General features: G+C 70.6%; 20 protein-coding genes. 9 read left to right on the top strand and 11 right to left on the bottom strand.

The annotated features are described in order from the left end of the window. Positions 1–59: 59 nt before the first annotated feature. The 3 genes from ACFWCH_RS07300 to ACFWCH_RS07290 form a co-directional block, all read right to left on the bottom strand. Entirely contained in the window at positions 60–2,936 is a 2,877-nt protein-coding gene (locus tag ACFWCH_RS07300; RefSeq protein ID WP_378803251.1) for an AAA family ATPase, read from the bottom strand. Between the two features lie 68 nt (positions 2,937–3,004). Then, a complete protein-coding gene (locus ACFWCH_RS07295) occupies positions 3,005–3,235 on the bottom strand; it encodes a hypothetical protein (RefSeq protein ID WP_378803250.1) in 231 nt (76 codons plus the stop codon). Positions 3,236–3,398: 163 nt separating this feature from the next. Then, on the bottom strand, positions 3,399–4,010 hold the full coding sequence (locus ACFWCH_RS07290) for a TetR/AcrR family transcriptional regulator (protein ID WP_136036673.1): 612 nt from the start codon (positions 4,008–4,010) through the stop codon (positions 3,399–3,401). Between the two features lie 94 nt (positions 4,011–4,104). On the opposite strand from ACFWCH_RS07290, the gene ACFWCH_RS07285 reads away from it, so the two are divergent. Together ACFWCH_RS07285 and ACFWCH_RS07280 are read left to right on the top strand one after the other, a co-directional pair. Further along, complete coding sequence (locus ACFWCH_RS07285; protein WP_378803249.1) at positions 4,105–4,746, top strand: hypothetical protein; 642 nt, start codon at positions 4,105–4,107, stop codon at positions 4,744–4,746. A 21-nt stretch (positions 4,747–4,767) separates the two neighbouring features. Then, entirely contained in the window at positions 4,768–6,375 is a 1,608-nt protein-coding gene (locus ACFWCH_RS07280) for an alpha/beta hydrolase (RefSeq protein ID WP_378803248.1), read from the top strand. Between the two features lie 68 nt (positions 6,376–6,443). Here ACFWCH_RS07280 and ACFWCH_RS07275 read toward each other — a convergent pair whose 3' ends face one another. Next, a complete protein-coding gene (locus ACFWCH_RS07275; protein WP_378803247.1) occupies positions 6,444–7,388 on the bottom strand; it encodes an alpha/beta hydrolase family protein in 945 nt (314 codons plus the stop codon). Between the two features lie 123 nt (positions 7,389–7,511). On the opposite strand from ACFWCH_RS07275, the gene ACFWCH_RS07270 reads away from it, so the two are divergent. Next, positions 7,512–8,111 (top strand): TetR/AcrR family transcriptional regulator, encoded by a 600-nt coding sequence (locus tag ACFWCH_RS07270; RefSeq protein WP_136036677.1) that lies wholly within the window; start codon positions 7,512–7,514, stop codon positions 8,109–8,111. 19 nt (positions 8,112–8,130) lie between these two features. Here the strand turns inward: ACFWCH_RS07270 and ACFWCH_RS07265 are convergent, their stop codons facing one another. The 3 genes from ACFWCH_RS07265 to ACFWCH_RS07255 form a co-directional block, all read right to left on the bottom strand. After that, positions 8,131–9,180, bottom strand: coding sequence for a DUF998 domain-containing protein (locus ACFWCH_RS07265; RefSeq protein ID WP_378803246.1), 1,050 nt, complete (start codon positions 9,178–9,180; stop codon positions 8,131–8,133). A gap of 142 nt (positions 9,181–9,322) precedes the next feature. Next, positions 9,323–9,778 carry an SRPBCC family protein gene (locus ACFWCH_RS07260; protein WP_136036678.1) on the bottom strand — a complete coding sequence of 152 codons (456 nt, stop codon included), beginning with the start codon at positions 9,776–9,778 and terminating at the stop codon, positions 9,323–9,325. A 102-nt stretch (positions 9,779–9,880) separates the two neighbouring features. Then, on the bottom strand, positions 9,881–10,837 hold the full coding sequence (locus ACFWCH_RS07255; RefSeq protein ID WP_247638193.1) for a manganese catalase family protein: 957 nt from the start codon (positions 10,835–10,837) through the stop codon (positions 9,881–9,883). A gap of 135 nt (positions 10,838–10,972) precedes the next feature. Here ACFWCH_RS07255 and ACFWCH_RS07250 point away from each other — a divergent pair, with 135 nt between their 5' ends. The 6 genes from ACFWCH_RS07250 (at position 10,973) to ACFWCH_RS07225 (ending at position 16,898) form a co-directional block, all read left to right on the top strand. After that, the gene (locus ACFWCH_RS07250) at positions 10,973–12,010 is read left to right on the top strand and encodes an aromatic acid exporter family protein (RefSeq protein WP_136032684.1); all 1,038 of its coding nucleotides are present in this window, start codon (positions 10,973–10,975) and stop codon (positions 12,008–12,010) included. Between the two features lie 19 nt (positions 12,011–12,029). Then, the gene (locus ACFWCH_RS07245) at positions 12,030–12,698 is read left to right on the top strand and encodes a DNA alkylation repair protein (RefSeq protein WP_136036680.1); all 669 of its coding nucleotides are present in this window, start codon (positions 12,030–12,032) and stop codon (positions 12,696–12,698) included. A 140-nt stretch (positions 12,699–12,838) separates the two neighbouring features. Beyond that, positions 12,839–13,210 carry a hypothetical protein gene (locus ACFWCH_RS07240; protein WP_247982653.1) on the top strand — a complete coding sequence of 124 codons (372 nt, stop codon included), beginning with the start codon at positions 12,839–12,841 and terminating at the stop codon, positions 13,208–13,210. Positions 13,211–13,308: 98 nt separating this feature from the next. Continuing rightward, complete coding sequence (locus tag ACFWCH_RS07235) at positions 13,309–13,845, top strand: ATP/GTP-binding protein (RefSeq protein ID WP_136036682.1); 537 nt, start codon at positions 13,309–13,311, stop codon at positions 13,843–13,845. Continuing rightward, positions 13,845–14,339 carry a roadblock/LC7 domain-containing protein gene (locus ACFWCH_RS07230; RefSeq protein ID WP_136036683.1) on the top strand — a complete coding sequence of 165 codons (495 nt, stop codon included), beginning with the start codon at positions 13,845–13,847 and terminating at the stop codon, positions 14,337–14,339. Before ACFWCH_RS07235 ends, ACFWCH_RS07230 begins: the two co-directional genes overlap by 1 nt. Before the next feature lie 24 nt (positions 14,340–14,363). Next, on the top strand, positions 14,364–16,898 hold the full coding sequence (locus tag ACFWCH_RS07225; RefSeq protein WP_378803245.1) for a DEAD/DEAH box helicase: 2,535 nt from the start codon (positions 14,364–14,366) through the stop codon (positions 16,896–16,898). 22 nt (positions 16,899–16,920) lie between these two features. Here ACFWCH_RS07225 and ACFWCH_RS07220 read toward each other — a convergent pair whose 3' ends face one another. From ACFWCH_RS07220 to ACFWCH_RS07205, 4 genes are all read right to left on the bottom strand, one after another. Next, positions 16,921–17,310 (bottom strand): VOC family protein, encoded by a 390-nt coding sequence (locus ACFWCH_RS07220; protein WP_378803244.1) that lies wholly within the window; start codon positions 17,308–17,310, stop codon positions 16,921–16,923. Between the two features lie 67 nt (positions 17,311–17,377). Further along, positions 17,378–18,403: a LacI family DNA-binding transcriptional regulator gene (locus ACFWCH_RS07215; protein ID WP_205814383.1), complete on the bottom strand. Its 1,026-nt coding sequence runs from the start codon at positions 18,401–18,403 to the stop codon at positions 17,378–17,380. 80 nt (positions 18,404–18,483) lie between these two features. Beyond that, positions 18,484–19,977 carry an aldehyde dehydrogenase family protein gene (locus ACFWCH_RS07210; protein ID WP_136032669.1) on the bottom strand — a complete coding sequence of 498 codons (1,494 nt, stop codon included), beginning with the start codon at positions 19,975–19,977 and terminating at the stop codon, positions 18,484–18,486. A 23-nt stretch (positions 19,978–20,000) separates the two neighbouring features. Further along, the gene (locus tag ACFWCH_RS07205) at positions 20,001–20,780 is read right to left on the bottom strand and encodes a glucose 1-dehydrogenase (protein ID WP_136032667.1); all 780 of its coding nucleotides are present in this window, start codon (positions 20,778–20,780) and stop codon (positions 20,001–20,003) included. Positions 20,781–20,795: the final 15 nt, after the last annotated feature.

The following is a 20,795-nucleotide window of genomic DNA, read 5'->3' as shown; positions in this document are numbered from 1 at the left end:
GTTAAGCCGGCCGCTGACGCGGCCTGCACCGCACCGGAAGATCCGACACGCGTGCTCGGTCACGCTACCACGGCGGACCTGCCCGACGTCGGGTCGAGGGCCTGCCGCGTGAGCGCCGCCTCCGTGCGCGTGCTGACCCCGAGCTTGCGCAGCACCGCCGACACGTGCACGCTCACCGTCTTCACGCTGATGAACAGGCGCTCCCCGATCTGACGGTTGCTGAGCCCCTCCGCGATGAGGTCGAGCACCTGCTGCTCCCTGGCGGTCAGCAGTTCCGCGTCGGCGGGCGCTGCTCCGGCACGCAGGCCCGCGGCGTCGGCGAATCGTGCGATGGCGGCCCGCAGCGGGGCATGGTCCCACTCCTCCGCGAGCGCGGCGGCCTCGGCGACCACGGCGGAGGCGGCCGCGCGCTCGCCGTCTCGCACGTGCACCTGCGCGCGCTCCAGGCGGAGCACCGCGCGGAAGGTCACCGGCACGTCGTCGCCGTCAGCGCGGCGCAGCGCCTCCTCCACCTTCTCCGGTCGCGGGTCGAGCAGGGCATCGAGAATCAGCCCCCAGGCGTCGTGCTGCAGCTGGTCGGGCTGCGCCAGCCAGGCGTCGCGGATCGTGGCCGAGGCCGCCTCGACGTCGGCCCCCCGGGACCGCAGCTCCGCGATGATCGCCCCGCCCTCCAGCAGCAGCCGACGCTGATGCAGCAGCGCCGGCTTCTCGTCGTGCACCATCGCGAGGATCGCGTCGAGCGCACCCGTGAGGTCGCCCTCGCTCTGCGCCACCGCGACCGTCATCGTCACGAGGTCGTACCAGATCTGGCGCTCAGAGCCGCCGGTCTCCTCGAACGCCGGCCGCCACTCGCGCAGCATCTCCGCCGCCTCGGTCGACCGGCCGCGCCACGCCAGCACCCGCACGCGCGTCATGCTCATGTACATGCGGAACACCCGCAGCGTGCCCTGCACGAAGTCGCGCGACAGCATCTCCTCGACGCGGTCGATCTCGCCGAGCTCGAGCAGCGGGACGATCATGTTCTGCGCCATGATCGTGCCCGACGTGCGCTCGACACGCAGCTCCCGCGCGCGGCGCAGCCCGGCTTCGGCCACCGCGACCGCCTCCCGGTACCGGCCGAGCAGCGTCAACAGGTCGGAGTAGTTCACGCGGTAGCGCATCTCGGCGGTCGAGCCGTCTGCCAGCGCCCTCGCCCGTTCGAACTCCCGCACGCCCGCCTCGACGGCGCCGAGGTGCGCCAGTGAGCCGCCGCGCATGTTCGCTGCGATCGACTGCTGGTCGCGCGACCCCGCGGCCGCGGCCCGGCGCTCGGCCTCGTCGGCGAGCCGGATCGCATCCTCCCGGTCGCCCGCGATCATCAGGCGACCGGCGAGCTGGTTGAGCAGCTCGGCGCGGAACGCCTCATCGGGCACGTGCTCCTCTGCGATGGCCAGCGCCTCGCGGAGCAGCGGCACGGCCCCGAGCCGCCCCAGGTTCACCAGGAACAGCGCCTTGTTGCGCAGAAGACGGGCGTGCAGTCGCGGGTCGACCGTCGTCGCATCGACCTCGGCGAGCGCGACGTTGGCCACCGCGAGAGCGCGCTCCCCGTCGCCCGCGTTGCGCAGCACCGACCCGAGCACGTGCAGCAGTTCCAGGCGCCCGAACCCCGTCGCGGCGGCGGCGTCCGGCACGAGCGGCCACAGCTCGAGCACGAGCTCGCCGAAGCGCGCAGCACTCGCGAAGGCATACTGCGCCTTGGCCTGCCGCATGGCCTCGGCGGCGGCCGTGATCGCGCGACGGTCGTCTTGCGCGAGCTGCCAGTGATACGCGAGCGCGGCGGCATCGCCCCGGTCGGCGGCCCCCTCGCTCTGCTCCTCCAGCGCCTCGGCGTAGGCGCGGTGCAGGCGGGCGCGCTCCCCCGGGAGCAGATCGTCGTGCACGGCCTCGCGCAGCAGCGCGTGCCGGAACCGGTAGTCGTCGTCTTCCACCACGACGATGCCGCTGCGGGCGGCCTCGCGCAGGGCCTCGTCGAGACGCTCCTCGGGCAGCCCGGCCAGGCGCGTGACGAGCGGGTGGCTCAGGGGACGCTCGGCGCCGGAGATGACCCGCACCACACGCCCTGCGTCGTCGCCGAGACGGTCGAAGCGTGCCAGCAGCAGGTCGCGCAGGCTGTCCGGCAGCGGGCCCTGGGAGCACCCGGCGATCTCCTCCACGAAGAACGGCACGCCCTCGGCGCGCACCTGCAGCCGCTCGAGCGCGGACGGCGACGGCGCGCGCCCGGTGATCTGCTCGACCAGCTCGCGGACGGCCTCGTCTTCCAGACGCGACACCGTCAGCCGCTCCAGCAGCCGCGCCCTCGTGGCCTCGCCGATGAAACGGCTCACCGCGTCGCCGCGGCGCACGTCGTCGGTGCGGCAGGTGATGAGCAGCAGGATGCGACCGCGGTTCCACGCCCGCAGCAGGAACGACAGGATGGCCAGGGTCGAGTCGTCGGCCCAGTGCAGGTCTTCCACCACGAGCACCTGCGGCGACTCCTCCGCCGCGGCCTCGACCAGTGACGCCACGGCGTCGCGCAGACGCTCCGGGCTCGTGCGCTCGCGGTCGGCGGGGGCGTCGACGAGCTCGGGCAGCAGCATCCCGAGCGCCTCGATGCCCACGCCGACGACCGCTCGCACGCGCTCGACGCCCATCCGCGCCACGATCGACCGGAGGATGCCGGTGAGAGGGCCGAACGGCATGCGCGACGCGCCCAGGTCGAGGCACCATCCGACATGCACGTCGGCGACGTTCGCGACCTCGGCGCCGAACTCGCGCGCCAGGCGGGACTTGCCGATCCCGGCCTCGCCCTCCACCAGCACGGCCGCGGGCACGCCGTCGCGCGCTCCGTCGAACAGACGGCGCACCTCGGCGAGCTCGGCGTCTCGCCCGACCATCGCGGCGCTGGGGGCTGGGGCCATGCCTCCATCGTCCCACCCACCGCCGACATCGGGGTCGCGGTGCGGGAACGGCAGCAGGACCGCGTCGGTCACCGGGCGACCGCGGGCTCGCTCGGCCGGCACTCGCGCTCCGCGACAGCCGTGCGCGACACGACCCCGCGCTGCACGAGGCGACGCAGCAGCCGCCGCACGGGCCCGTCCGCCCGCGGCACGATCTGGTCCGCGTGCTCGATCAGGCGGCGGCGCTGCTCGACGGCCGTCGCGATGCGCTCCTGCTCGTGAGCGGTCACCTGCTGGGTCAGATAGGGGTGCTCGAACATGATCTCTCCTCGGCGGTTCGGTGTATCCCTACACTCCGCTCTGAGGCCCCACCGCCACATCGGACGGATGCCCTATCTTCTGCGCGCCCCGGCGCGACACCCGCCTAGGGAGTGGCGACGACGGAGGCGGTCCGCGCGACGGGCATGCCGTCGAAGGGAGAACTCATGCGGCGGGCGGCCCGCTCATGACCGCGTGGACGGCGAGACGCAGGGTCTCCTTCTCGGCATCGACGCGCACCGTCTCGGAGGGCAGCGCGCGTTCAGTCGCGATGCCCGACGTCACGGTGGCGAGGAACCGCGCGCGCTCCTCGATCCCACCCGCAGCGATCGCACCCTCGTCGACCAGGGTCGTCAGCCACTGCTCGATGCGGTGGCGCCCCATCCGTTCGAGCGCGAGGTAGGTCGCGGCTTCGTCCTCGGAGGGAGGCGTGGCGACGTACGCCTCGTAGAGCGCTCCCCACTGCTGCCTGGCGCGTTCGCCCACGCCCACGTGGGAGAGAAGCAACTGCAGGCACGCGGTCAGGCGCTCTTCGGGCGTGAGGGAGCGATCGTCGATGGGGTCGTCGGGAATCTCCAGGTCGTACATCCCCGCGACCACCGTCTCGATGAGTTCCCGCTGGGTGGGGAAGAAGTGCCGCAGCGAGCCGGTGCTCACCTGGGCACGCGCGGCCACGCCCCGCACGCTCAGTCGAGCCGTGGGGTTCTCGCCGAGCATCGTCGCCGCCGCGATGAGGATCTTCGAGCGGGTCCCCGGCTCCTTCGATTCAGCGCCCATGCCCGCCTTCCGCAAACCATCGATCTATCACAGTGTGATAGCTTAGCCCCTCGTTCACTAGCACGCTGTACTAATCGAGACGAGGACCGCGACGATGGGAATCGCGAACTGGCGCAACCGCCGCGTCCGCCACGGGTCAGGAGAACCACTGCGGCGGTACCGCTGGTGGCAGATGTTCAGCCGATCGCTGCGCTCGATCACCCTGGCGTCACCGGACGGCACGGCATCCATCTACACCGTCGACGTGCGCCACGGGGGTGACATGACCGACGGGGAGGTCCGCGCCCGCCTCTACGTCGACGGCGCACTGCGGTCGTACGCGAAGATGCCCACCCGCTTTGCGGTGCCCGGCGGCCACATCGAGGTCGCGATCACCGGCTTCGGGCTCAAGCGGTGCCACTACGTGCGCACAGACGGCACCGAAGAACAGCTGTCACCCGATCCGCGATCGGCCGAGGGGCGCCGCGCCCGCCTGCACCACCGGCACCCCCGGGCGAGCCGTGCGATCGGCCTCGTGTCCCTGGCTCTCGTCGTCGTCGGACTCTGCGTCGAGGTTCCCCAGATCATCGAGGCTCTTTCGCAGATACCGCTGATCGCCGCATCGGTGGGCACCTTCACGTCCCCCATCCAGCTCCCCCTGCACATCAATCTGCTCATCGGGCTCGCGGCCGTCGCCGGCAGCACGGAGCGGGCCCTGCGGATGCGATCGAGCTGGATCGATGAACTCGCCAGTTGAGACCCCACGAAAGGAAACACCATGAGGAACCGCTCGCCGATCCGCAGCCGACGGAGGAACGATCATCGACGGCGATGGGTGGCACCGGTCGCCGCTGTCACCGCGGTCGCATCGCTGCTGCTGGCCGGCTGCACCGCCGCGACGCAGGACGACCGGGACGCCGCGCCGGAATCGGAAGCCCTGCAGGACTCGGACCTCGAGCGGTACAGGGGGCAGGAGCTCGACTTCGGGGCCTGTGACCCCGCGCTCGTGAGATCGCAACCCGCCGTCCCTCAGGTCATCGATGCGGCGGAGAGCGCCGAGTGCGCGATGCTCACGGTGCCCCTGGATTACGAGGACCCCGCGGGTGAGACCATCGAGTTGGCGGTGGCCCGCATCGCAGCCACCGGCGAGGACCGCATCGGCTCGGTCGTGCTGAATCCCGGCGGACCAGGCGCGGCGGCGACGACGTTCGCCCCTCTGGTGGCCGCCCTGTGGTCGGGCGGGCCCCTCACCGACCGCTTCGACATCGTGGGCTTCGACACCCGGGGGGTCGGCCTCAGCCGCCCCGCCGTCGATTGCTACACCGACGACGAGCGAGACGCCGACGCTCCCCTCGCGGCACTCGGAGAGTGGACGGACGATTCCGCCCGCGAGATCGTCGAGAAGTGCGCCGATGGCACGGGCCGAGGCGACGTGCTCGCGCACCTCGGAACCCGCGATACCGCTCGCGACATGGACATCCTCCGAGCCGCGCTCGGCGACGAGAAGCTCACCTTCGCGGGTGTGAGCTACGGCACGCGCCTCGGAGCGGTCTATGCCGAGATGTTCCCGCAGAACGTCCGCGCCCTCGTCCTCGACGGCGCGGTCGACCCGCTCAAGAACACCCGGGAGCGTCGGATCCACCTCAGCGAGGGGCTGCAGGCGTCCTTCCAGCGCTTCGCCGACTTCTGTGCGGCCCAGGCCGATTGCCCTCTGGGCGCCGATCCCGCACGGGCGACGAGCGAGGCGCAGCGGCTCCTGCGGCCGCTTGTCGATGAACCGCTGATCGCCGCCGACGGCCGCGAGGTCGGCTTCCTCGCCGCCGGCGAAGGCATCGTCGCCGGGCTGTACTCCGAGGCGAGTTGGCCCGCGATCGCGGCAGGGCTGGCGGAGCTGAAGGCAGGTCGGCCGGATGCCCTGCTCGCGCTGCGCGACGGGTCATACGGCCGCTCCGAGAGCGGCGAGTACACGAACTCGTACGAGGCGCTCTTCGCGATCAACTGCCTGGACGAAGAACGCTTCACCGCCGAGGAGATGGCGAGGCTCGGCGAAGACCTCAACGATGCCGTGCCGTTCCTCGACCCGGGGACCGCTCCCCCCACCCAGGACGGCTGCGAGTACTGGCCGTCCGAACCGACACTCGGCTACCCCTACGCGACGGACATCGACGGGCTTCCCGAGGTGCTCGTGGTGTCGGCCACGGGAGATCCGGTGACCCCTCACGACGGAGGCATCAGCCTCGCGGACACCCTCGGCGCACGACTGCTCACCGTCGACGGCAACCAGCACGGCACCATCGTCTCCCGCAACGAGTGCATCGACGAGATCGTCGCCGACTACCTCGTCGACCTCGAACTCCCCGAGGACGGAGCGCGCTGCGCGCTGTGATCTCCTCCCTTGCGACGCCTGGTCCCTCGCCTGCTGCTCGCGCACGGCGAGGGACACGGGCACACCTCTCACTTGCTGTCGATGTGACCGATCGGATGGCCGCCCTCCGTGAACGCGGCGCGAGCAGCGGGCCAGCTGGTGTCGTCGACGTGCAGAGCGGTCCGCAGGTAGGCGGTGCTCATCCGCTGGATGACGGCGACCCGCTCGGGGTGCTCGTCGGTGGTCTCGGCGACGTCGTACCCCACGATGCCGCCGAGGGAGTGCTCGGCACCGTGGAGCGTGAGGAGATCCGTCGCACCGGGGCTGTGCGTATAGGCATCGGTGAACCAGTCCGGTCCGCGGCTGGACATCGCGGACTGGTCGTGGTCTCCGGCGACGACGAGGGTCGGCGTGCGAAGCTCCGCGAAGGACGGACGCATGAAGGGGAAGTTCGTCCGTGCGAAAGGGTGAAGGTGGTCGCCGCCGACACCGGTCGCCGCGAACAGGATGCCTGCGGTGACGCGTCCGTCGGACATGTCGTCGCCGACCGTGCCCGAGTCGTTGAGGATCCGCGCCCCGAGCACGGACTGCGCGGTCTGTCCGCCCCAGGAATGACCGGTCGCGGCGACGCGCGTGCGATCGATGCGGCCGGAGAGACCGGGAACGGCGGCCTCGATGGTGTCGAGCTGGTCGAGGATGCGAGTGAGATCCGTGATCCGTTCGGTCCAGATCGTTGGGAACACCGGGTGCTCGAACCCGAACCCGTTGCGGCGCGAGTCCAGATGCGTCGGCTGGATCACGACGAACCCGCGGGAGGCCCAGAACGCGGTGAGCGGCGCATACCCATCGAGGTTCCAGCCGTTGCCGTGGGAGAACAGCACGACGGGAAGGTTCGATCCCGTCGCGGGAGCGGACACCCGCACGTCGAGGGGAACCGCTCGGCCGGGCGCGGACAACGCCACGGGAGCGACGGAGACGACCCCGCGTCCGGCACCGATGATGCCGTCCAGCGTGTCGACGATGGATGAGGTCACGGCGAGTTCCTTTCCGAGGGGTGCAGCGCTCTGCGATAGTGGATATCGGAGCGCTGTTCCGCAACATTACGGAACAATGCTCCGTAATGCAAGTGAGCGCCGTCGAGGGAACCGGAGCAGGACATGAGCGAGGTCGAGAGCGAGCCGTCGCACGATGCGCGGCCGCAGCGAGCGGGTCGCCCGCGCCGGAGCGAGCAGGCTCTGCTCGAGGCGGCGGCAGCAGTGTTCGTGACGTCCGGGGTCGATGCTCCGGTCCGAGAGATCGCAGCGAAGGCGGGAGTCGGCGTCGGGACGATCTATCGTCACTTTCCGACGCGTTCCGAGCTGGTGGTCGCGGTGTACCGGCACCAGGTCGAAGCGTGCGCCGACGCCGGTCCCCGCCTTCTTGCGGAGAGCGCGACCCCCGAAGCTGCCTTGCGTGCGTGGGTCGCCCTGTTCGTGGAGTTCCTGGTCACCAAGCATGGCCTGCCCGGCGCACTGCAGGGCGACAGCGCCGGATCCGACGCCCTGCACACCTACTTCGTCGACCGTCTCGTCCCGGTGTGCGCCTCGCTCCTGGAGGCAGCGCGCGGGTCCGCGGAGGCGACGCCCGCGATCGATGCGTACACCGTGCTCCGAGGCATCGGGAACCTCTGCATCGGCGCGACCGGCGACGCGCGGTACCGGGCTGCCGACCTGGTGCAACTGCTCATCTCCGGCGTGCTCGCACCCGAAGCTCGCTGACCCCCTCGTCGAGCCGGCGTCAGCCCGCGCGCAGCGGCGAGCGCCGGGCCGAGGGACGCGACGCCTCCGGCACCAGGATCGCCAGCACGCGCACGAGCGTCGTCAGCCACAGCAGCCCCAGCCCGACCACGATCGCCTCGAGCGCCGTGACCGCGTACAGCCCGAACGGCAGCCACAGCACGACCGCCACCACCACGAGCACGCCCACCGCGATCGACGTCGCCACGAGCGCCGTCGGTCGCCCCGGTACCGCGACCGTGGTCAGTGCCGCGGCGGCCAGGAACAGCACGAGCGCCGCGAAGGCCGCGATGTCGTGCGGCAGGGGTGCCCGGTACAGGGGCAGCAGCCCCACGGCGGCGAGCGCCGAACCCGCGGCCGCCCACAGGCCCACGATCACGGCGATGCGCGGCAGGGCGTCGTCGCCCCGCAGGCGGTGCAGGTCACGGCCGATGTACGCGCCGACCGTGGCGACGAGCAGCCCGGCGACCACGAGCGTGCCGTTGAACGCCCACCCCACGCCGAGCTGCGAGAAGTTCTCCTCCCACCACCGCGGGTCGACCGCCGTCACCATCGCGAACAGCGTGCCGATCACCAGGAAGCCGAACAGGAGCCCGGCGAGGTCGGCCGTGCGCAGCCCGACCCCGGCCCCGAACGCGAACCGGCCACCCACGGCCGCCGCGACCCCGGCGAGCAGACCGCCGCCCACCGCCCCGAGCTCGAGCCCGCGCAGCCCGACGGCCAGCACCTCCGCTGTGAGCAGCACGCCCATCACGGTCACGGCGCCGAACGCGAGCGTGAGTGCGCCTGCCGAGAGGTGCGACACGATCACCTGCCAGCGCGGCATCCCGGTGGTCTCGCCGCGACGGTGCCGCAGTGTGCTCACCGCGAAGGCCCCCGCGGCGATCACCCCGGCGACCACGGCGACCGGCATCGCCAGCCCCGTCTCGCCGGTCAGCGGCCTGGACGCCCCGCGCAGCACGACGAGTCCCGCGCCGACGCCGAGCACGAAGCACACGGCGGTCGCCGCGACCGCTGCAGCCTCGGCGCGCAGCCTCCGGTCCCTCTCCATGCGCTCATGCAAGCACGGGGCGCCGACGTGCGCACCCCCGACTCCGCGCACGCCGGACACGCGACGAGGCCCGGAGCCCCGCGTGCTGCGGTGCTCCGGGCCTCGTCGATCTCCGGTCGCGCGCCCTCCGGTCGCCCGCGGATCAGGCGTCGACGTCGCCGCGCCAGGCGCCCGTCTCGACGCCGCGCCCCTCGATGAACTCCTTGAAGTTCTTGAGGTCCTTCTTCACGGCGTGCGAGCCGGCGCCGACGAGCGCGCCCACCTTCTCCAGCAGCCCCTCCGGCTCCCAGTCGAGCTGCACCGTGACGCGGGTCGACGTGTCGTCGAGCTTGTGGAAGGTCACCACGCCCGCGTGCTCGGTCTCGCCGCCGACGCTGTTCCAGGCGACGCGCTCATCCGGGTGCTGCTCGGTGATCTCGGCGTCGAACTCGCGCTCCGCTCCACCCACGTTCACCTTCCAGTGCGTGTGGGTGTCGTCGGTCTGCGTGATGGACACGACCTCGTCGAGGAACTTCGGGAAGCTCTCGAACTGCGTCCACTGGTTGTATGCCGTGCGGACGGGAACGTCGACGTCGATGGTCTCGATGATCTGCACCATGGGATGCTCCTCTGCTGTTCGTCGTTCGTGTGCTTCCATTCAGGCGTCACGAGCCGGTATCGGCCACGGGGTTGACATCGCAGCGCGGATCGACGACTCTCCTCAGCTCGACGTCATCCGGCCGAAGGTCGCCTCGATGTCGGCCATCTCCATCTCGGCGGTGGCCTGGATGAGCGCCTGCAGTTCGGCGTCGGCACCCGGCGCGAACTCCTCGGGGCGCTCGGGCGCGATGACGGACGGCACGCCCTCCGGCGCCTGCTGGTCGGCGATCAGCTCGGTGCCGTCGCCCGACGGCGACATCCCCCGGAAGATGCGCCCGGCCTCGGAACGGTCGTCCAGGTCGAACGAGTACTGCTTGCTCTGCAGACCGAGGTCGAGCAGCCGCTTCACCTCGGGGAAGCTCTCGGCGTTCGTCTTGGGGATCGGCAGGCTCGTGCGCCAGTTCACCCCCAGGGTCTCGAGCGCCTTCGCATAGGCGTTCTCGTGCGCCTGGTCGCGCACGATGAGGTACGAGATCGTGGAGCGCGCCGTCTTGTTCGCCGTCATCTCGTACAGGCGGCACTTCTGCAGCCTGCCGGTCGACTCGAGCATGAGGTTGTAGAGCAGGTCGAGCACGAGGTTGCCGGAGTTGTACACGTAGCTGCCCATCCACGGGTTCCCCGCCGCGTCCACCGGCAGGGCGCCCTGCGCGCCGACCAGGTAGTGGTGGATGTTGCTGTGGTCGAGCGCGATCTCGAGCGGCACCGCGCCGCCGGCTCCCGGTGCATCTACCGGGGCGTCCTTCTTGCCCTGATACGCCGGAGAGCCGTCGAGCAGCCGGGAGATGGTCGTGCCGATCAGCTCGACGTGGCTGATCTCCTCGGTGCCGATGCCCTGGATGAGGTCGCGATACGGCTTGCCCGCTGGACCACGGAAGTTGATGCTCTGGAACAGGTACTGCATCATCGTGCGCATCTCGCCGAACTGGCCGCCCAGACCCTCCTGCAGCGCGTTGGCCGCCGCGGGGTCCGGTTCGTCGACCTCGATGTCGTTGATGAGCTGCTGCAGGTGGAAGTACATGTCGGCCTCCTCGCCGGGTCGCTTGTCGCTGGGGTGGCCCACTCTCCGCCTGGCCGGCGGATCGGTCACCCCGATGGACGGGTCCGCAGTCGGCGCGTATCATCCCGCGCCCGCGGGCGCACTAGCGTGGAGGCCATGCGCATCCCCGCCGCGATCCGCGCCTCCCAGCGGTCACCGCTGCTGCAGGTCGTGAAGTCGGCCGCGGCCACGATCGCGGCCTGGCTGATCGCGGGCTGGGCCTTCCCGGGGCAGCTGCCCGTGTTCGCGGCGATCGCGGCCCTGCTGGTGGTGCAGCCGAGCGTCAATCAGTCGCTGTCCAAGGCGCTGGAGCGCAGCATCGGCGTGATCGTGGGGGTGGTGATCGCCGTCGCGCTGGGGCTCCTCCTCGGCTCACCGAGCTGGATCGTGCTGCTCGCGATCGTCGTGGCGATGCTCGTCGCCTGGATCTTCCGCGCCTCGCCGGGCACCGGCAACCAGGTCGCGATCTCGGCGATGCTCGTGCTGGCTCTGGGGTCGTCGAGCCCGGAGTACGCGATCGCCCGCATCGCCGAGACCCTGATCGGCGTGGTGATCGGCATCGTGGTGAACGCCCTGATCGTGCCGCCCGTGCTGGTCGAGCCGGCGCGACGCGATGTCGGGCTCCTCGGACGCGAGCTCGCGGCGAGCCTGGACCGCCTCGCCGATGCGCTGCCCGAGCCGCAGACCCCCGCGCGACTCCAGGAGCTGATGCTGGAGGTGCGACTGCTCCGACCGATGAAGGATGCCGCCGAGGCCGCGATCGCCGCCGGGGAGGAGTCGCTCACCCTCAACCCGCGCCGCTCGACGCACCGAGCCGACCTGGCGGAGCTGCGGCAGCTGCTCGACCGCCTGTCCCCCATCGTCACGCAGACCATCGGGATGACCCGCGCCTACTTCGACCACTACGACGACCGCCTCGGCGAGGAGCCGGCGGTGGCCGCGATCGCGGAGCAGCTGCGCCGGGCCGGGCACGACGTGCGGCTCGCAGTGCAGTCGTCCGCCCCGGCGCCCGAGCCCGAGGCGCTGACCTCGGCGATCCCGGCCCTCACGGCGCCGCTGGTGGTCCGTCCGCCGTCGTCGCAGCACTGGATCCTCGTCGGGTCGCTCATGGAGGACCTGCGGCGGATCCGCGGGGAGCTGCTCGACGAGGAGTGACCGCGCGTACCCTGTGAGCATGGCCGGTATGACCGTGGACGCCGCCGTGGCCGAGCTCGCGGCGCTCGAAGACCCGAAGCAGCGCGCGGCGAACGAGAAGCGCGGCGACGACCACGGCATCAACCTCAGCCGGATGCGCGCCCTGGCCAAGCGGATCGGGACCGACCAGGCGCTCGCGACCGCGCTGTGGGCGACCGGCGACACCGCCGCCCGGCTCTTGGCGATCCTGATCTGCCGGCCGCGGGACTTCACCGCCGACGAGTTGGACGCCCTGCTGCGCGACACACGTCCGCCGAAGGTCAACGACTGGTTCGTGAACTACGTCGTGAAGAAGTCGCCGCTCACGGAGGAGCTCCGCACCCGCTGGTTCGACGACCCGGATCCCACCGTGGCCGCGGCCGCCTGGTCGCTCACGACCGTGCGCGTCGCGAAAGACCCCGACGGGCTCGATCTCGACGCGCTGCTCGACCGCATCGAGCGCGACCTCGCCGACGCGCCGCCGCGCTTGCAGTGGGCGATGAACGAGACGCTCGCGACGATCGGCATCTTCCACCGGGAGCACCGCGCCAGGGCCATCGACATCGGCGAGCGCCTGCGGGTGCTGGCGGACTACCCCACCGCTCCCGGCTGCACCTCGCCGTTCGCTCCGCTGTGGATCGCCGAGATCGTGAGGCGCCGCGAGGGCTGACGCTCAGGCGCGGCGTGGCGGGACCCGGTTCGCATGGTGGCGGGTAACGTTATACACTTTTCTGATCGCGTGCACTCTGGGGGTGACCGCACTGGGCGGTCTCTGGTGCGCGCGGTGAAAACCACACACTGGGGAGAACCATGGCCACGCAGGATGAGCTGAACCAGCTGATCGACGACATCGCCCACGACATCAACGGCTTCATCGGCGCATCGATCGTCGACCTGGAGTCGGGTCTGCCGATCACGTCGAGCTCGACCCGAGCGGATTTCGATCTCGATGTCGCCAGCGCCTTCAACGCCGAGATCGTGAAGAACAAGAACCGCACGATCGAGGCGCTCGGCCTCGACGCCCACCTGGAGGATATGCTGCTCACCCTCGACACGCAGCTGCACCTCCTCAAGCTCATCGACGGCGGCATGTTCCTGTACATCGCGGCCGATCGGCAGGCGACGAACCTGGCGATGCTGCGCTCGTCGGTGAACCGCCACGTCACGGCGCTCGCCGCTTGACCGAGGAGGCCGTCGGGAGCGGCCTCGGAAGCTCGCGGCCACGCAGGGCACACTCCTCGGAGAAGCCGCTGAGGCGCTCTCGTTGGCGACGAGCAGACATGCCGACCCGATATCGCATGATCTTCGCGGGGCCCGTCGGCGCCGGCAAGACCACCGCGGTGCGCGCTCTGAGCGACGTGCCGCCGGTCGACACCGACGTGCCGATGAGCGCCACCGCGGCCCAGGGCGAGGACAAGACGACGACCACGGTCGGGCTCGACTTCGGCACGTGGCGGCCGACACCCGAGGTCTCTGTCGCGCTCATCGGCGTACCGGGGCAGCGCCGGTTCGCCGCAGCACGACCGAACGTGTCGCTGCCCGGCACCCGCATCCTGCTCTGGGTGCGGGGCGATCAGCCCACCATGACCTCCGACACGGCGGAGTGGTTGCGACTGTTCCCCGCCGAGCTGCATCGGCTGATCATCGTCGTCAGCCACAGCGACCACCGATCGATCGGCTCGATCCGTCGGGCTCTCGCCGACGTGCTGCAGCAGTACGCGGTGCCACCCTCGCGTGTGCTCGCGGCCGACGCCCGCGACCGCGACAGCGTGATGCGCGTCGCCAGCGCGGCGCTCGACCTTCCGGAGGAGAACTGATGAGACCACACGGTGACGCGGAGGCCGCTCCGCACGACCCGTCGCGCATGCACCCCGACATCGCCGGCAACTGGGCGCTCTGGTCGGGCATCGTGAACCAGTCCGCCATCACCCGGCTGGAGCAGCTGAAGAGCCGCTTCCCCGAGCTGACCTCGGCCGTCCTCGGCACCGCCGACGGCCTGCACATCGCGTCGATCGGACTCGACCCGCAGTCGGGCGAGCACCTCGCGGCCATGAACGGTTCGCTGTTCGGCGTGGCCCGCGCCGAGGCGGAGATCATCTCGGGCGGTACCGAACCCACGCTGTCCGCGATCGTCTCGCTGTCGGTGGAAGACAGCCAGATGGCGCTGCTGAGCTTCATCCTCGCGCCATACGGGCAGCTGCTGCTGTCGGTGTCGGCCGCGGAATCGCAGCTCGGCGCGGTCATCGTGCACGCGCGGTCCACGGCCTACGAGCTGCTGACCGCACTGGGGGTGACGGGAACGGGAGTCTGATGCAGATGCGATGATCGAGGGACCATGACTTCCCCGCCGCGGCTCGAGCCCGCCACCGTTCCCGACGCGGCCGATCCGGACGCCGTGTACCTGACGTTCGTGGAGTGGGTGGAGTCGACGGGCATCCGGCTCTACCCCGCCCAGGACGAGGCGCTCATCGAGATCGTCTCGGGGAACAACCTGATCCTCTCGACGCCCACCGGAACCGGCAAGTCGCTGGTTGCGGTGGGGGCGCACTTCGCCGCGCTCGTCGGCGACCGTCGGAGCTTCTACACGGCGCCGATCAAGGCGCTCGTGAGCGAGAAGTTCTTCGCCCTGGTCGACGTCTTCGGCGCCGAGAACGTCGGCATGATCACGGGTGACTCCTCGGTCAACGCGGACGCTCCCATCATCTGCTGCACCGCCGAGATCCTCGCCAACCTCGCCCTGCGGCACGGCAGCGACGCCGACGTGGGGCTGGTCGTGATGGATGAGTTCCACTTCTACGCCGACCCGGAGCGCGGGTGGGCGTGGCAGGTGCCGTTGCTGGAGCTGCCGCAGGCGCAGTTCGTGCTCATGTCGGCGACCCTCGGCGACGTGACCGCGCTCGCTGCCGACCTGACCCGGCGCACGGGCAGGGAGACCGCGACGGTCACGGGTGTCGAGCGCCCGGTGCCGCTGCACTTCTTCTACGAGACGACGCCCATCCACGAGACGATCGACGATCTGCTCGCCACCGGGCAGGCGCCGGTCTACATCGTGCACTTCTCGCAGTCGGCGGCCATGGAGCGCGCCCAGGCGCTGTCGAGCACGAAGGTCGCGTCGCGCGAGCAGCGCGACGAGATCGCGGCCCTGATCGCCGAGTTCCGCTTCACCACGGCGTTCGGCAAGACGCTGTCGCGGTTCCTGCGCGCCGGGATCGGCGTGCATCACGCGGGCATGCTCCCGAAGTACCGCCGCCTGGTCGAGCAGCTCGCTCAGCGCGGACTATTGCGGGTGATCTGCGGCACCGACACGCTGGGGGTCGGCATCAACGTGCCCATCCGCACGGTGCTGCTGACGGCGCTGACGAAGTTCGACGGCACGCGGATGCGGCAGCTCAACGCGCGCGAGTTCCACCAGATCGCCGGGCGGGCGGGGCGGGCGGGTTTCGACACCGCGGGCACCGTCGTGGCCCAGGCCCCGGAGCACGAGACCGAGAACCTCGCCGCAATCCGCAAGGCCGGAGACGACCCGAAGAAGAAGCGGAAGATCATCCGCAAGAAGGCGCCCGACGGGTTCGTGTCGTGGGGCGAGCCGTCGTTCCGCAAGCTCATCGACGCGACACCCGAGACGCTGACCTCGCACATGCAGATCACCAGCGCCATGATGCTCAACGTGATCGCGCGCGGCGGCGACGTGTTCGCCCACATGCGCCGCCTGGTCTACGACAACCACGAGACCCGCGTCCGACAGCGGGAGCTGGCGCTCCGGGCGATCGGCATCTTCCGCACGCTGCGGGAGTCGGGAGTCGTGCAGCGCACCGCCGACGGCGACATCCGCCTCACGGTCGACCTGCCGCCGAACTTCGCCCTCAACCAGCCCCTGTCGCCGTTCGCCCTCGCCGCGTTCGACCTGCTCGACCCCGACCCGTCCGCGGGGACCGGCACGGGCTCGTACGCGCTCGACATGATCTCGATCGTGGAGTCGACGCTCGACGACCCGCGCGCCGTGCTCAGCCAGCAGGAGTTCCTCGCCCGCGGCGAGGCGGTCGCGGCGATGAAGGCGGAGGGGATCGAGTACGACGAGCGGATGGAGCTGCTGGAGCAGATCACCTACCCGCGCCCGCTCGACGAGCTGCTGGACGCCGCGTTCGAGACGTTCAGCGCCGCGCAGCCGTGGATCCGCGACTTCTCCCTCCGCCCCAAGTCGGTCGTGCGCGACATGTACGAGCGGGCCATGTCGTTCGGGGAATACGTCGCGTTCTACAAGATCGCCCGGTCGGAGGGCGTGGTGCTGCGCTACCTGTCCGACGCGTACCGCGCGGCATCGCAGACGATCCCCGAGGAGCGCAAGGACGAGGACCTCCGCGACCTCATCGCGTGGCTGGGCGAGCTCGTGCGCCAGATCGACTCCAGCCTGCTCGACGAGTGGACCGAGCTCGCGACGGGCACCGACAACGGCCGCTTCGACCCGCACGCGCCGGACGAGCCGATCGTGCCGCCCGCCCCGAAGCGCCTCACCGCCAACACCCGGGCGTTCCGCATCCTGGTGCGCAACGAGCTGTTCCGTCGCGTGCAGCTGGCCGCGCGGGAGGACGTGGCGGCGCTCGCCGAGCTCGACCCCGGCTTCGGCGCCGACGCCTGGTCGAACGCGCTCGACGGCTACTTCGCCGAGCACGACGAGATCTTGACCGGTGCCGACGCCCGCAGCTCCCGGCTGCTGCTGCTCACCGAGGGCCCGACGGCCTGGACCGCGCGGCAGATCCTCGACGACCCCGCGGGCGACCACGACTGGGGCATCAGCGCCACGATCGACCTCGCCGCCTCAGACGAGGCCGGCGAGGCGGTCGTCACCGTGACCGCGGTCGACCGGCTCTGAGCCGGCGCGGGACCGACGGGCGTCAGGCCTGCATCACCGCGAGCACGTTGCCCGCCGGGTCGCGGAACCACGCGATGTCGGGCCCGCGTCCGTCGCCGCGCACGATCCCGCGGTCGTCCGAGGGGAACACGTCGTCGGGGTAGATCTTCGTCTCGACCCCCTTGGCGCGCAGCTCGTCGACCGCGGCATCCACATCAGCCACCGGGAAGTTCAGGATCGTGAAGCTCGCCGGCTCGTGGTTCGGTTTGTCGTACACGAGGATGCTGCCGCCGCTGGCGAGCCGCAGCTCGAGGAAGCCCATCGCATTCCGGGCGACGTCGAGCCCGAGGGTCTCGCCGTAGAACCGTTGCGCCGCGTCGAGGTCGTCGACACTGAAACCGCTGAACGCATCGTGCACCGTGAACGCCGTCATGTTCCCAGGATCCGCCGTCGCAGGACCCCTGTCGACCCCCTTCACGACGCAGCGCGCACCAGTCGCGTCACGAGATCGACGTGACCGAATCCCGTTCGACGATGCGGATGTGCGAGCCGAGCGTGACGTCGCGCGGCGGCCCCCCGCGCAACTGCTGCACCAGCTCGTCGACCGCAGCGGTTCCGAGCTCTTGCAGTGGGAGTTCCAGGGTCGTCAGCGCCGGCGTCAGGTACGCCGCCATCGGCAGGTCGTCGTACGACAGCAGAGACACCTCGTGCGGAACCCGGCGCCCCAGGACCTGCAGGGATTTCAGGGCTCCGATCGACTGCGGCAGCGTGCCGGCGTAGATCGCGGTGATGTCGGGCCGCTCGCGCAGGATCTCCTCGACGGCGGCGTATCCGCCCGCCTCCGAGAAGTCGGCGTGGACCACGTGCGGTATCGGCGCATGCGACCGAGCGGCGGCCTCCAGGAACCCCCGTTCCCTGTCCCGTGCCGGGCTCAGCCCGCCGGGGCCCGAGATGTGCGCGACCGCGCGGTGGCCCAGGCCATGCAGGTACTCGTACGCGACCCGGCTCGCGAGTTCCAGGTCCACGGTGACATTGCGTCCGGAGTCCGGCACGGTGCGGTTGACGAACACGTGGGGGATCGCAGCGAGGCGGCCCGACTCGATGAGCGGGTGATCCTGTCGGGCACTCGCGATGAGCAGGCCATCCACGCGACCGGCGTCCACCAGGTCGGTGAAGTCGGCCCGCGCATCGGTCTCCTCATTGTCCTCGGCCAACAGCACCACGTAGCCGAGATCGTGCGCGCGCTGATAGGCGCCGCGGGCGATGCGGGCGTAGACGGGGTTCGTCAGGTCAGGGATCAGCAGCGACAGCGCACCGGTGGTCGATGCGGCGAGCGCTCGCGCCCCGGCGTGCGGAGAGTACTGCAGGCGCTCGGCAGCGTCGAGCACGCGCGCGCGGGTGCTGGGCCGCACATTCAGCGTCTCGTCACGGCTGAGGATCCGGGAGGCGACGGATTTGGTCACGCCGGCGAGTTCGGCGACGTCGATCAGACGGACTCGCCCGCGAGCTGGGGGTGAATCGGGCACGCGTCATCTTCTCATGCGGGCTGTGCCGGGCCCGGGGTCCCCGAACCCGGCACAGCGGTCTTGCGTCAGCTCGCCGGCGATCAGGCGTCGCGGCTGTAGTCGACGTACACGGTCTTGCGCTGGGTGTAGCGCTCGAAGCCGTGATGCCCGTCATCGCCGCCGAGACCCGACATCTTCCACCCCGTGTGGAAGCCCGACACCTCTTCCGGGCCCACCCGGTTGATGTACACCTCGCCGAACGCGAGTGCGTCCGTTGCGCGCAGGGCCGTGCGGATGTCGGTCGTGTAGACGTAGGCGGTGAGACCGTACGGGGTGGAGTTGGCGAAGTCGAAGACCTCGTCCTCGTCGTCGAACGGCACGATCGGCAGCACCGGCCCGAACACCTCCTGCTGCACGATGTCCATCTCGTTCGTCACACCCGTCAAGACCGTCGGGGCGTACCAAAAGCCCGGCTTCCCTTCGGACCCCGACGGCCGCCCGCCGCCGATCTCGAGCTTCGCACCGGCCGCCACCGCCGCCGCCACCATGTCGTCGACCTTCGCCCATTCCTCCGCCGACACCTTCGGGCCCATCTGCGAGTCCTCATCGAGCGGATCCCCCACCCGCAGGCCGCGGACCTTCTCGACGAGCCGAGCGACGAACTCGTCGAACACCGACCGGTGCACGTACGTGCGCTCGTTGCAGGTGCACACCTGACCGCAGTTCATGAACCGCGCCTCGAATGCGTCCTGCACGGCGCGTGGAAGGTCGGCGTCGCCGAACACGATGAAGGGGGCCTTGCCTCCCAGCTCGAGCGACACCGGGATGACCTTCTTCGCCGCGCGCTCGAGGATCTCGACCCCCGCCCTCGTGGACCCGGTGACCGTGATCATCGACGTGTCCGGGTGGTCGATCAGCGCCGTCCCCACGACGCTGCCGCGCCCCGTGAGCACGCTGAGGAGCCCGTCGGGAACGCCCGCGTCCTGACAGATCCGCGCGAGGGCGAGGGACGAGAGCGGAGTGACATCGCTCGGCTTGACGATGATGGCGTTGCCGGTCATCAGCGCGGGAGCCACCTTGCGAGCGAAGATCGCTGCCGGGAAGTTCCACGGGATGATCGCCACGACCACACCCAACGGCTCCTCGCGGATGATCAGCTGACGCTCCGCACTCGACGGCGTGACGACCTCGCCCTCCGTGCGGTACTTCTGGCTCATCGCAAAGTCGAAGAACGCCCGCACGCCCTGGATCTCTCCGCGCGCCTCGGTGATGGTCTTGCCCTGCTCGGCGACGACCAGCTGCGCCAGCTCTTCCGCGTTCTCCTCGACGCGTCGGATGATCTCGGCCAGGACGGCCGCGCGCGCGGTCGCCGGACGACGCGCCCAGTCGCGCTGCGCACGCACCGCGGCCGCGACCGCGGCATCGACGTGCGAGGCGTCGGCGGCGGGGACCTCGGCGAACACAGCACCGGTGGCGGGGTTGACGACCGGACGGGTGTCTTCTGCGTCGCGCCAGTCACCGCCGACCAGCATGCGCGGCGTGGTGCCGAGTAGGGTTCCTTCGCCCAGGAGCGGGCGGGGAGTGATGGTGGACATGCGAGCTCCTCGAATCGAGACGATCAGTTGAAGTAGGTTCCGCCCTCGACGTTGAACGTCTGGCCGGTGATGTAGTCGGAGCCGGATCCTGCGAGGAACACCGCCATCGGCACGATGTCCGACGGCACGGAGGTGCGCCCGAGGGGGATGGTCTCACCGATGCCCTTGAACGTCTCGCCCTCGGCCTTGCCCGTGATCGCGCCGAACTGCTTGTCGACCTCCTTCCAGTAGGGAGTGTCGACGACACCGGGGGCGATCGCGTTCACATTCACGCCGTACGGCGCAAGGGCGAGCGCGACCGACTGCGTGACCGAGATCACCGTCGCCTTCGAGGCGCAGTATGCGGTGACCAGGGCCTCACCGCGGCGACCCGCGACCGAGGCCATGTTGATGATCTTGCCGCTGCGCTGACGACGCATCGGTTCTGCCGCCGCCTGGGTGAGGAAGAACAGCCCCTTCACATTCACGGCGAAGATCCGGTCCCACTCCTCGGGCGTGGTGTCCCACACCGCCTTGATCAGGCCGATGCCGGCGTTGTTGACGAGCACGTCGAGGCGGCCGTGCTCCTCGACGACGTCGGCCACGAGCTGTGCGGACGCGGCAGGATCGGCCACGTTCAGAACTCGAGCGGAGGCACGTCCTCCGCTGGCCTCGATCTCGCGGACGACGGTCTCCGCGCCCTCCAGGTTGAGGTCGGCGATGACGACGTGGGCGCCTTCCGCGGCGTAACCGAGCGCCATGGCACGGCCCATACCCGAGGCGGCGCCGGTGATGAGTGCGATCTTGCTGTCGAGAGTCGACATGTGGGTTCCCTTTCT

It is taken from the genome of Microbacterium sp. NPDC060132 (assembly GCF_042729675.1).
In the GTDB taxonomy this organism is placed as follows: Bacteria; Actinomycetota; Actinomycetes; order Actinomycetales; family Microbacteriaceae; genus Microbacterium; species Microbacterium sufflavum.
This window is presented reverse-complemented; position numbering and strand designations above follow the sequence as displayed.

What these genes read in the sequence shown, in the direction of transcription:
- ACFWCH_RS07300 (WP_378803251.1), bottom strand. Translation starts at nt 2,936, where the DNA reads ATGGCCCCAGCCCCCAGCGCCGCGATGGTCGGGCGAGACGCCGAGCTC.
- ACFWCH_RS07295 (WP_378803250.1), bottom strand. Translation starts at nt 3,235, where the DNA reads ATGTTCGAGCACCCCTATCTGACCCAGCAGGTGACCGCTCACGAGCAG.
- ACFWCH_RS07290 (WP_136036673.1), bottom strand. Translation starts at nt 4,010, where the DNA reads ATGGGCGCTGAATCGAAGGAGCCGGGGACCCGCTCGAAGATCCTCATC.
- ACFWCH_RS07285 (WP_378803249.1), top strand. Translation starts at nt 4,105, where the DNA reads ATGGGAATCGCGAACTGGCGCAACCGCCGCGTCCGCCACGGGTCAGGA.
- ACFWCH_RS07280 (WP_378803248.1), top strand. Translation starts at nt 4,768, where the DNA reads ATGAGGAACCGCTCGCCGATCCGCAGCCGACGGAGGAACGATCATCGA.
- ACFWCH_RS07270 (WP_136036677.1), top strand. Translation starts at nt 7,512, where the DNA reads ATGAGCGAGGTCGAGAGCGAGCCGTCGCACGATGCGCGGCCGCAGCGA.
- ACFWCH_RS07265 (WP_378803246.1), bottom strand. Translation starts at nt 9,180, where the DNA reads ATGGAGAGGGACCGGAGGCTGCGCGCCGAGGCTGCAGCGGTCGCGGCG.
- ACFWCH_RS07260 (WP_136036678.1), bottom strand. Translation starts at nt 9,778, where the DNA reads ATGGTGCAGATCATCGAGACCATCGACGTCGACGTTCCCGTCCGCACG.
- ACFWCH_RS07255 (WP_247638193.1), bottom strand. Translation starts at nt 10,837, where the DNA reads ATGTACTTCCACCTGCAGCAGCTCATCAACGACATCGAGGTCGACGAA.
- ACFWCH_RS07250 (WP_136032684.1), top strand. Translation starts at nt 10,973, where the DNA reads ATGCGCATCCCCGCCGCGATCCGCGCCTCCCAGCGGTCACCGCTGCTG.
- ACFWCH_RS07245 (WP_136036680.1), top strand. Translation starts at nt 12,030, where the DNA reads ATGGCCGGTATGACCGTGGACGCCGCCGTGGCCGAGCTCGCGGCGCTC.
- ACFWCH_RS07240 (WP_247982653.1), top strand. Translation starts at nt 12,839, where the DNA reads ATGGCCACGCAGGATGAGCTGAACCAGCTGATCGACGACATCGCCCAC.
- ACFWCH_RS07235 (WP_136036682.1), top strand. Translation starts at nt 13,309, where the DNA reads ATGCCGACCCGATATCGCATGATCTTCGCGGGGCCCGTCGGCGCCGGC.
- ACFWCH_RS07230 (WP_136036683.1), top strand. Translation starts at nt 13,845, where the DNA reads ATGAGACCACACGGTGACGCGGAGGCCGCTCCGCACGACCCGTCGCGC.
- ACFWCH_RS07225 (WP_378803245.1), top strand. Translation starts at nt 14,364, where the DNA reads ATGACTTCCCCGCCGCGGCTCGAGCCCGCCACCGTTCCCGACGCGGCC.
- ACFWCH_RS07220 (WP_378803244.1), bottom strand. Translation starts at nt 17,310, where the DNA reads ATGACGGCGTTCACGGTGCACGATGCGTTCAGCGGTTTCAGTGTCGAC.
- ACFWCH_RS07210 (WP_136032669.1), bottom strand. Translation starts at nt 19,977, where the DNA reads ATGTCCACCATCACTCCCCGCCCGCTCCTGGGCGAAGGAACCCTACTC.
- ACFWCH_RS07205 (WP_136032667.1), bottom strand. Translation starts at nt 20,780, where the DNA reads ATGTCGACTCTCGACAGCAAGATCGCACTCATCACCGGCGCCGCCTCG.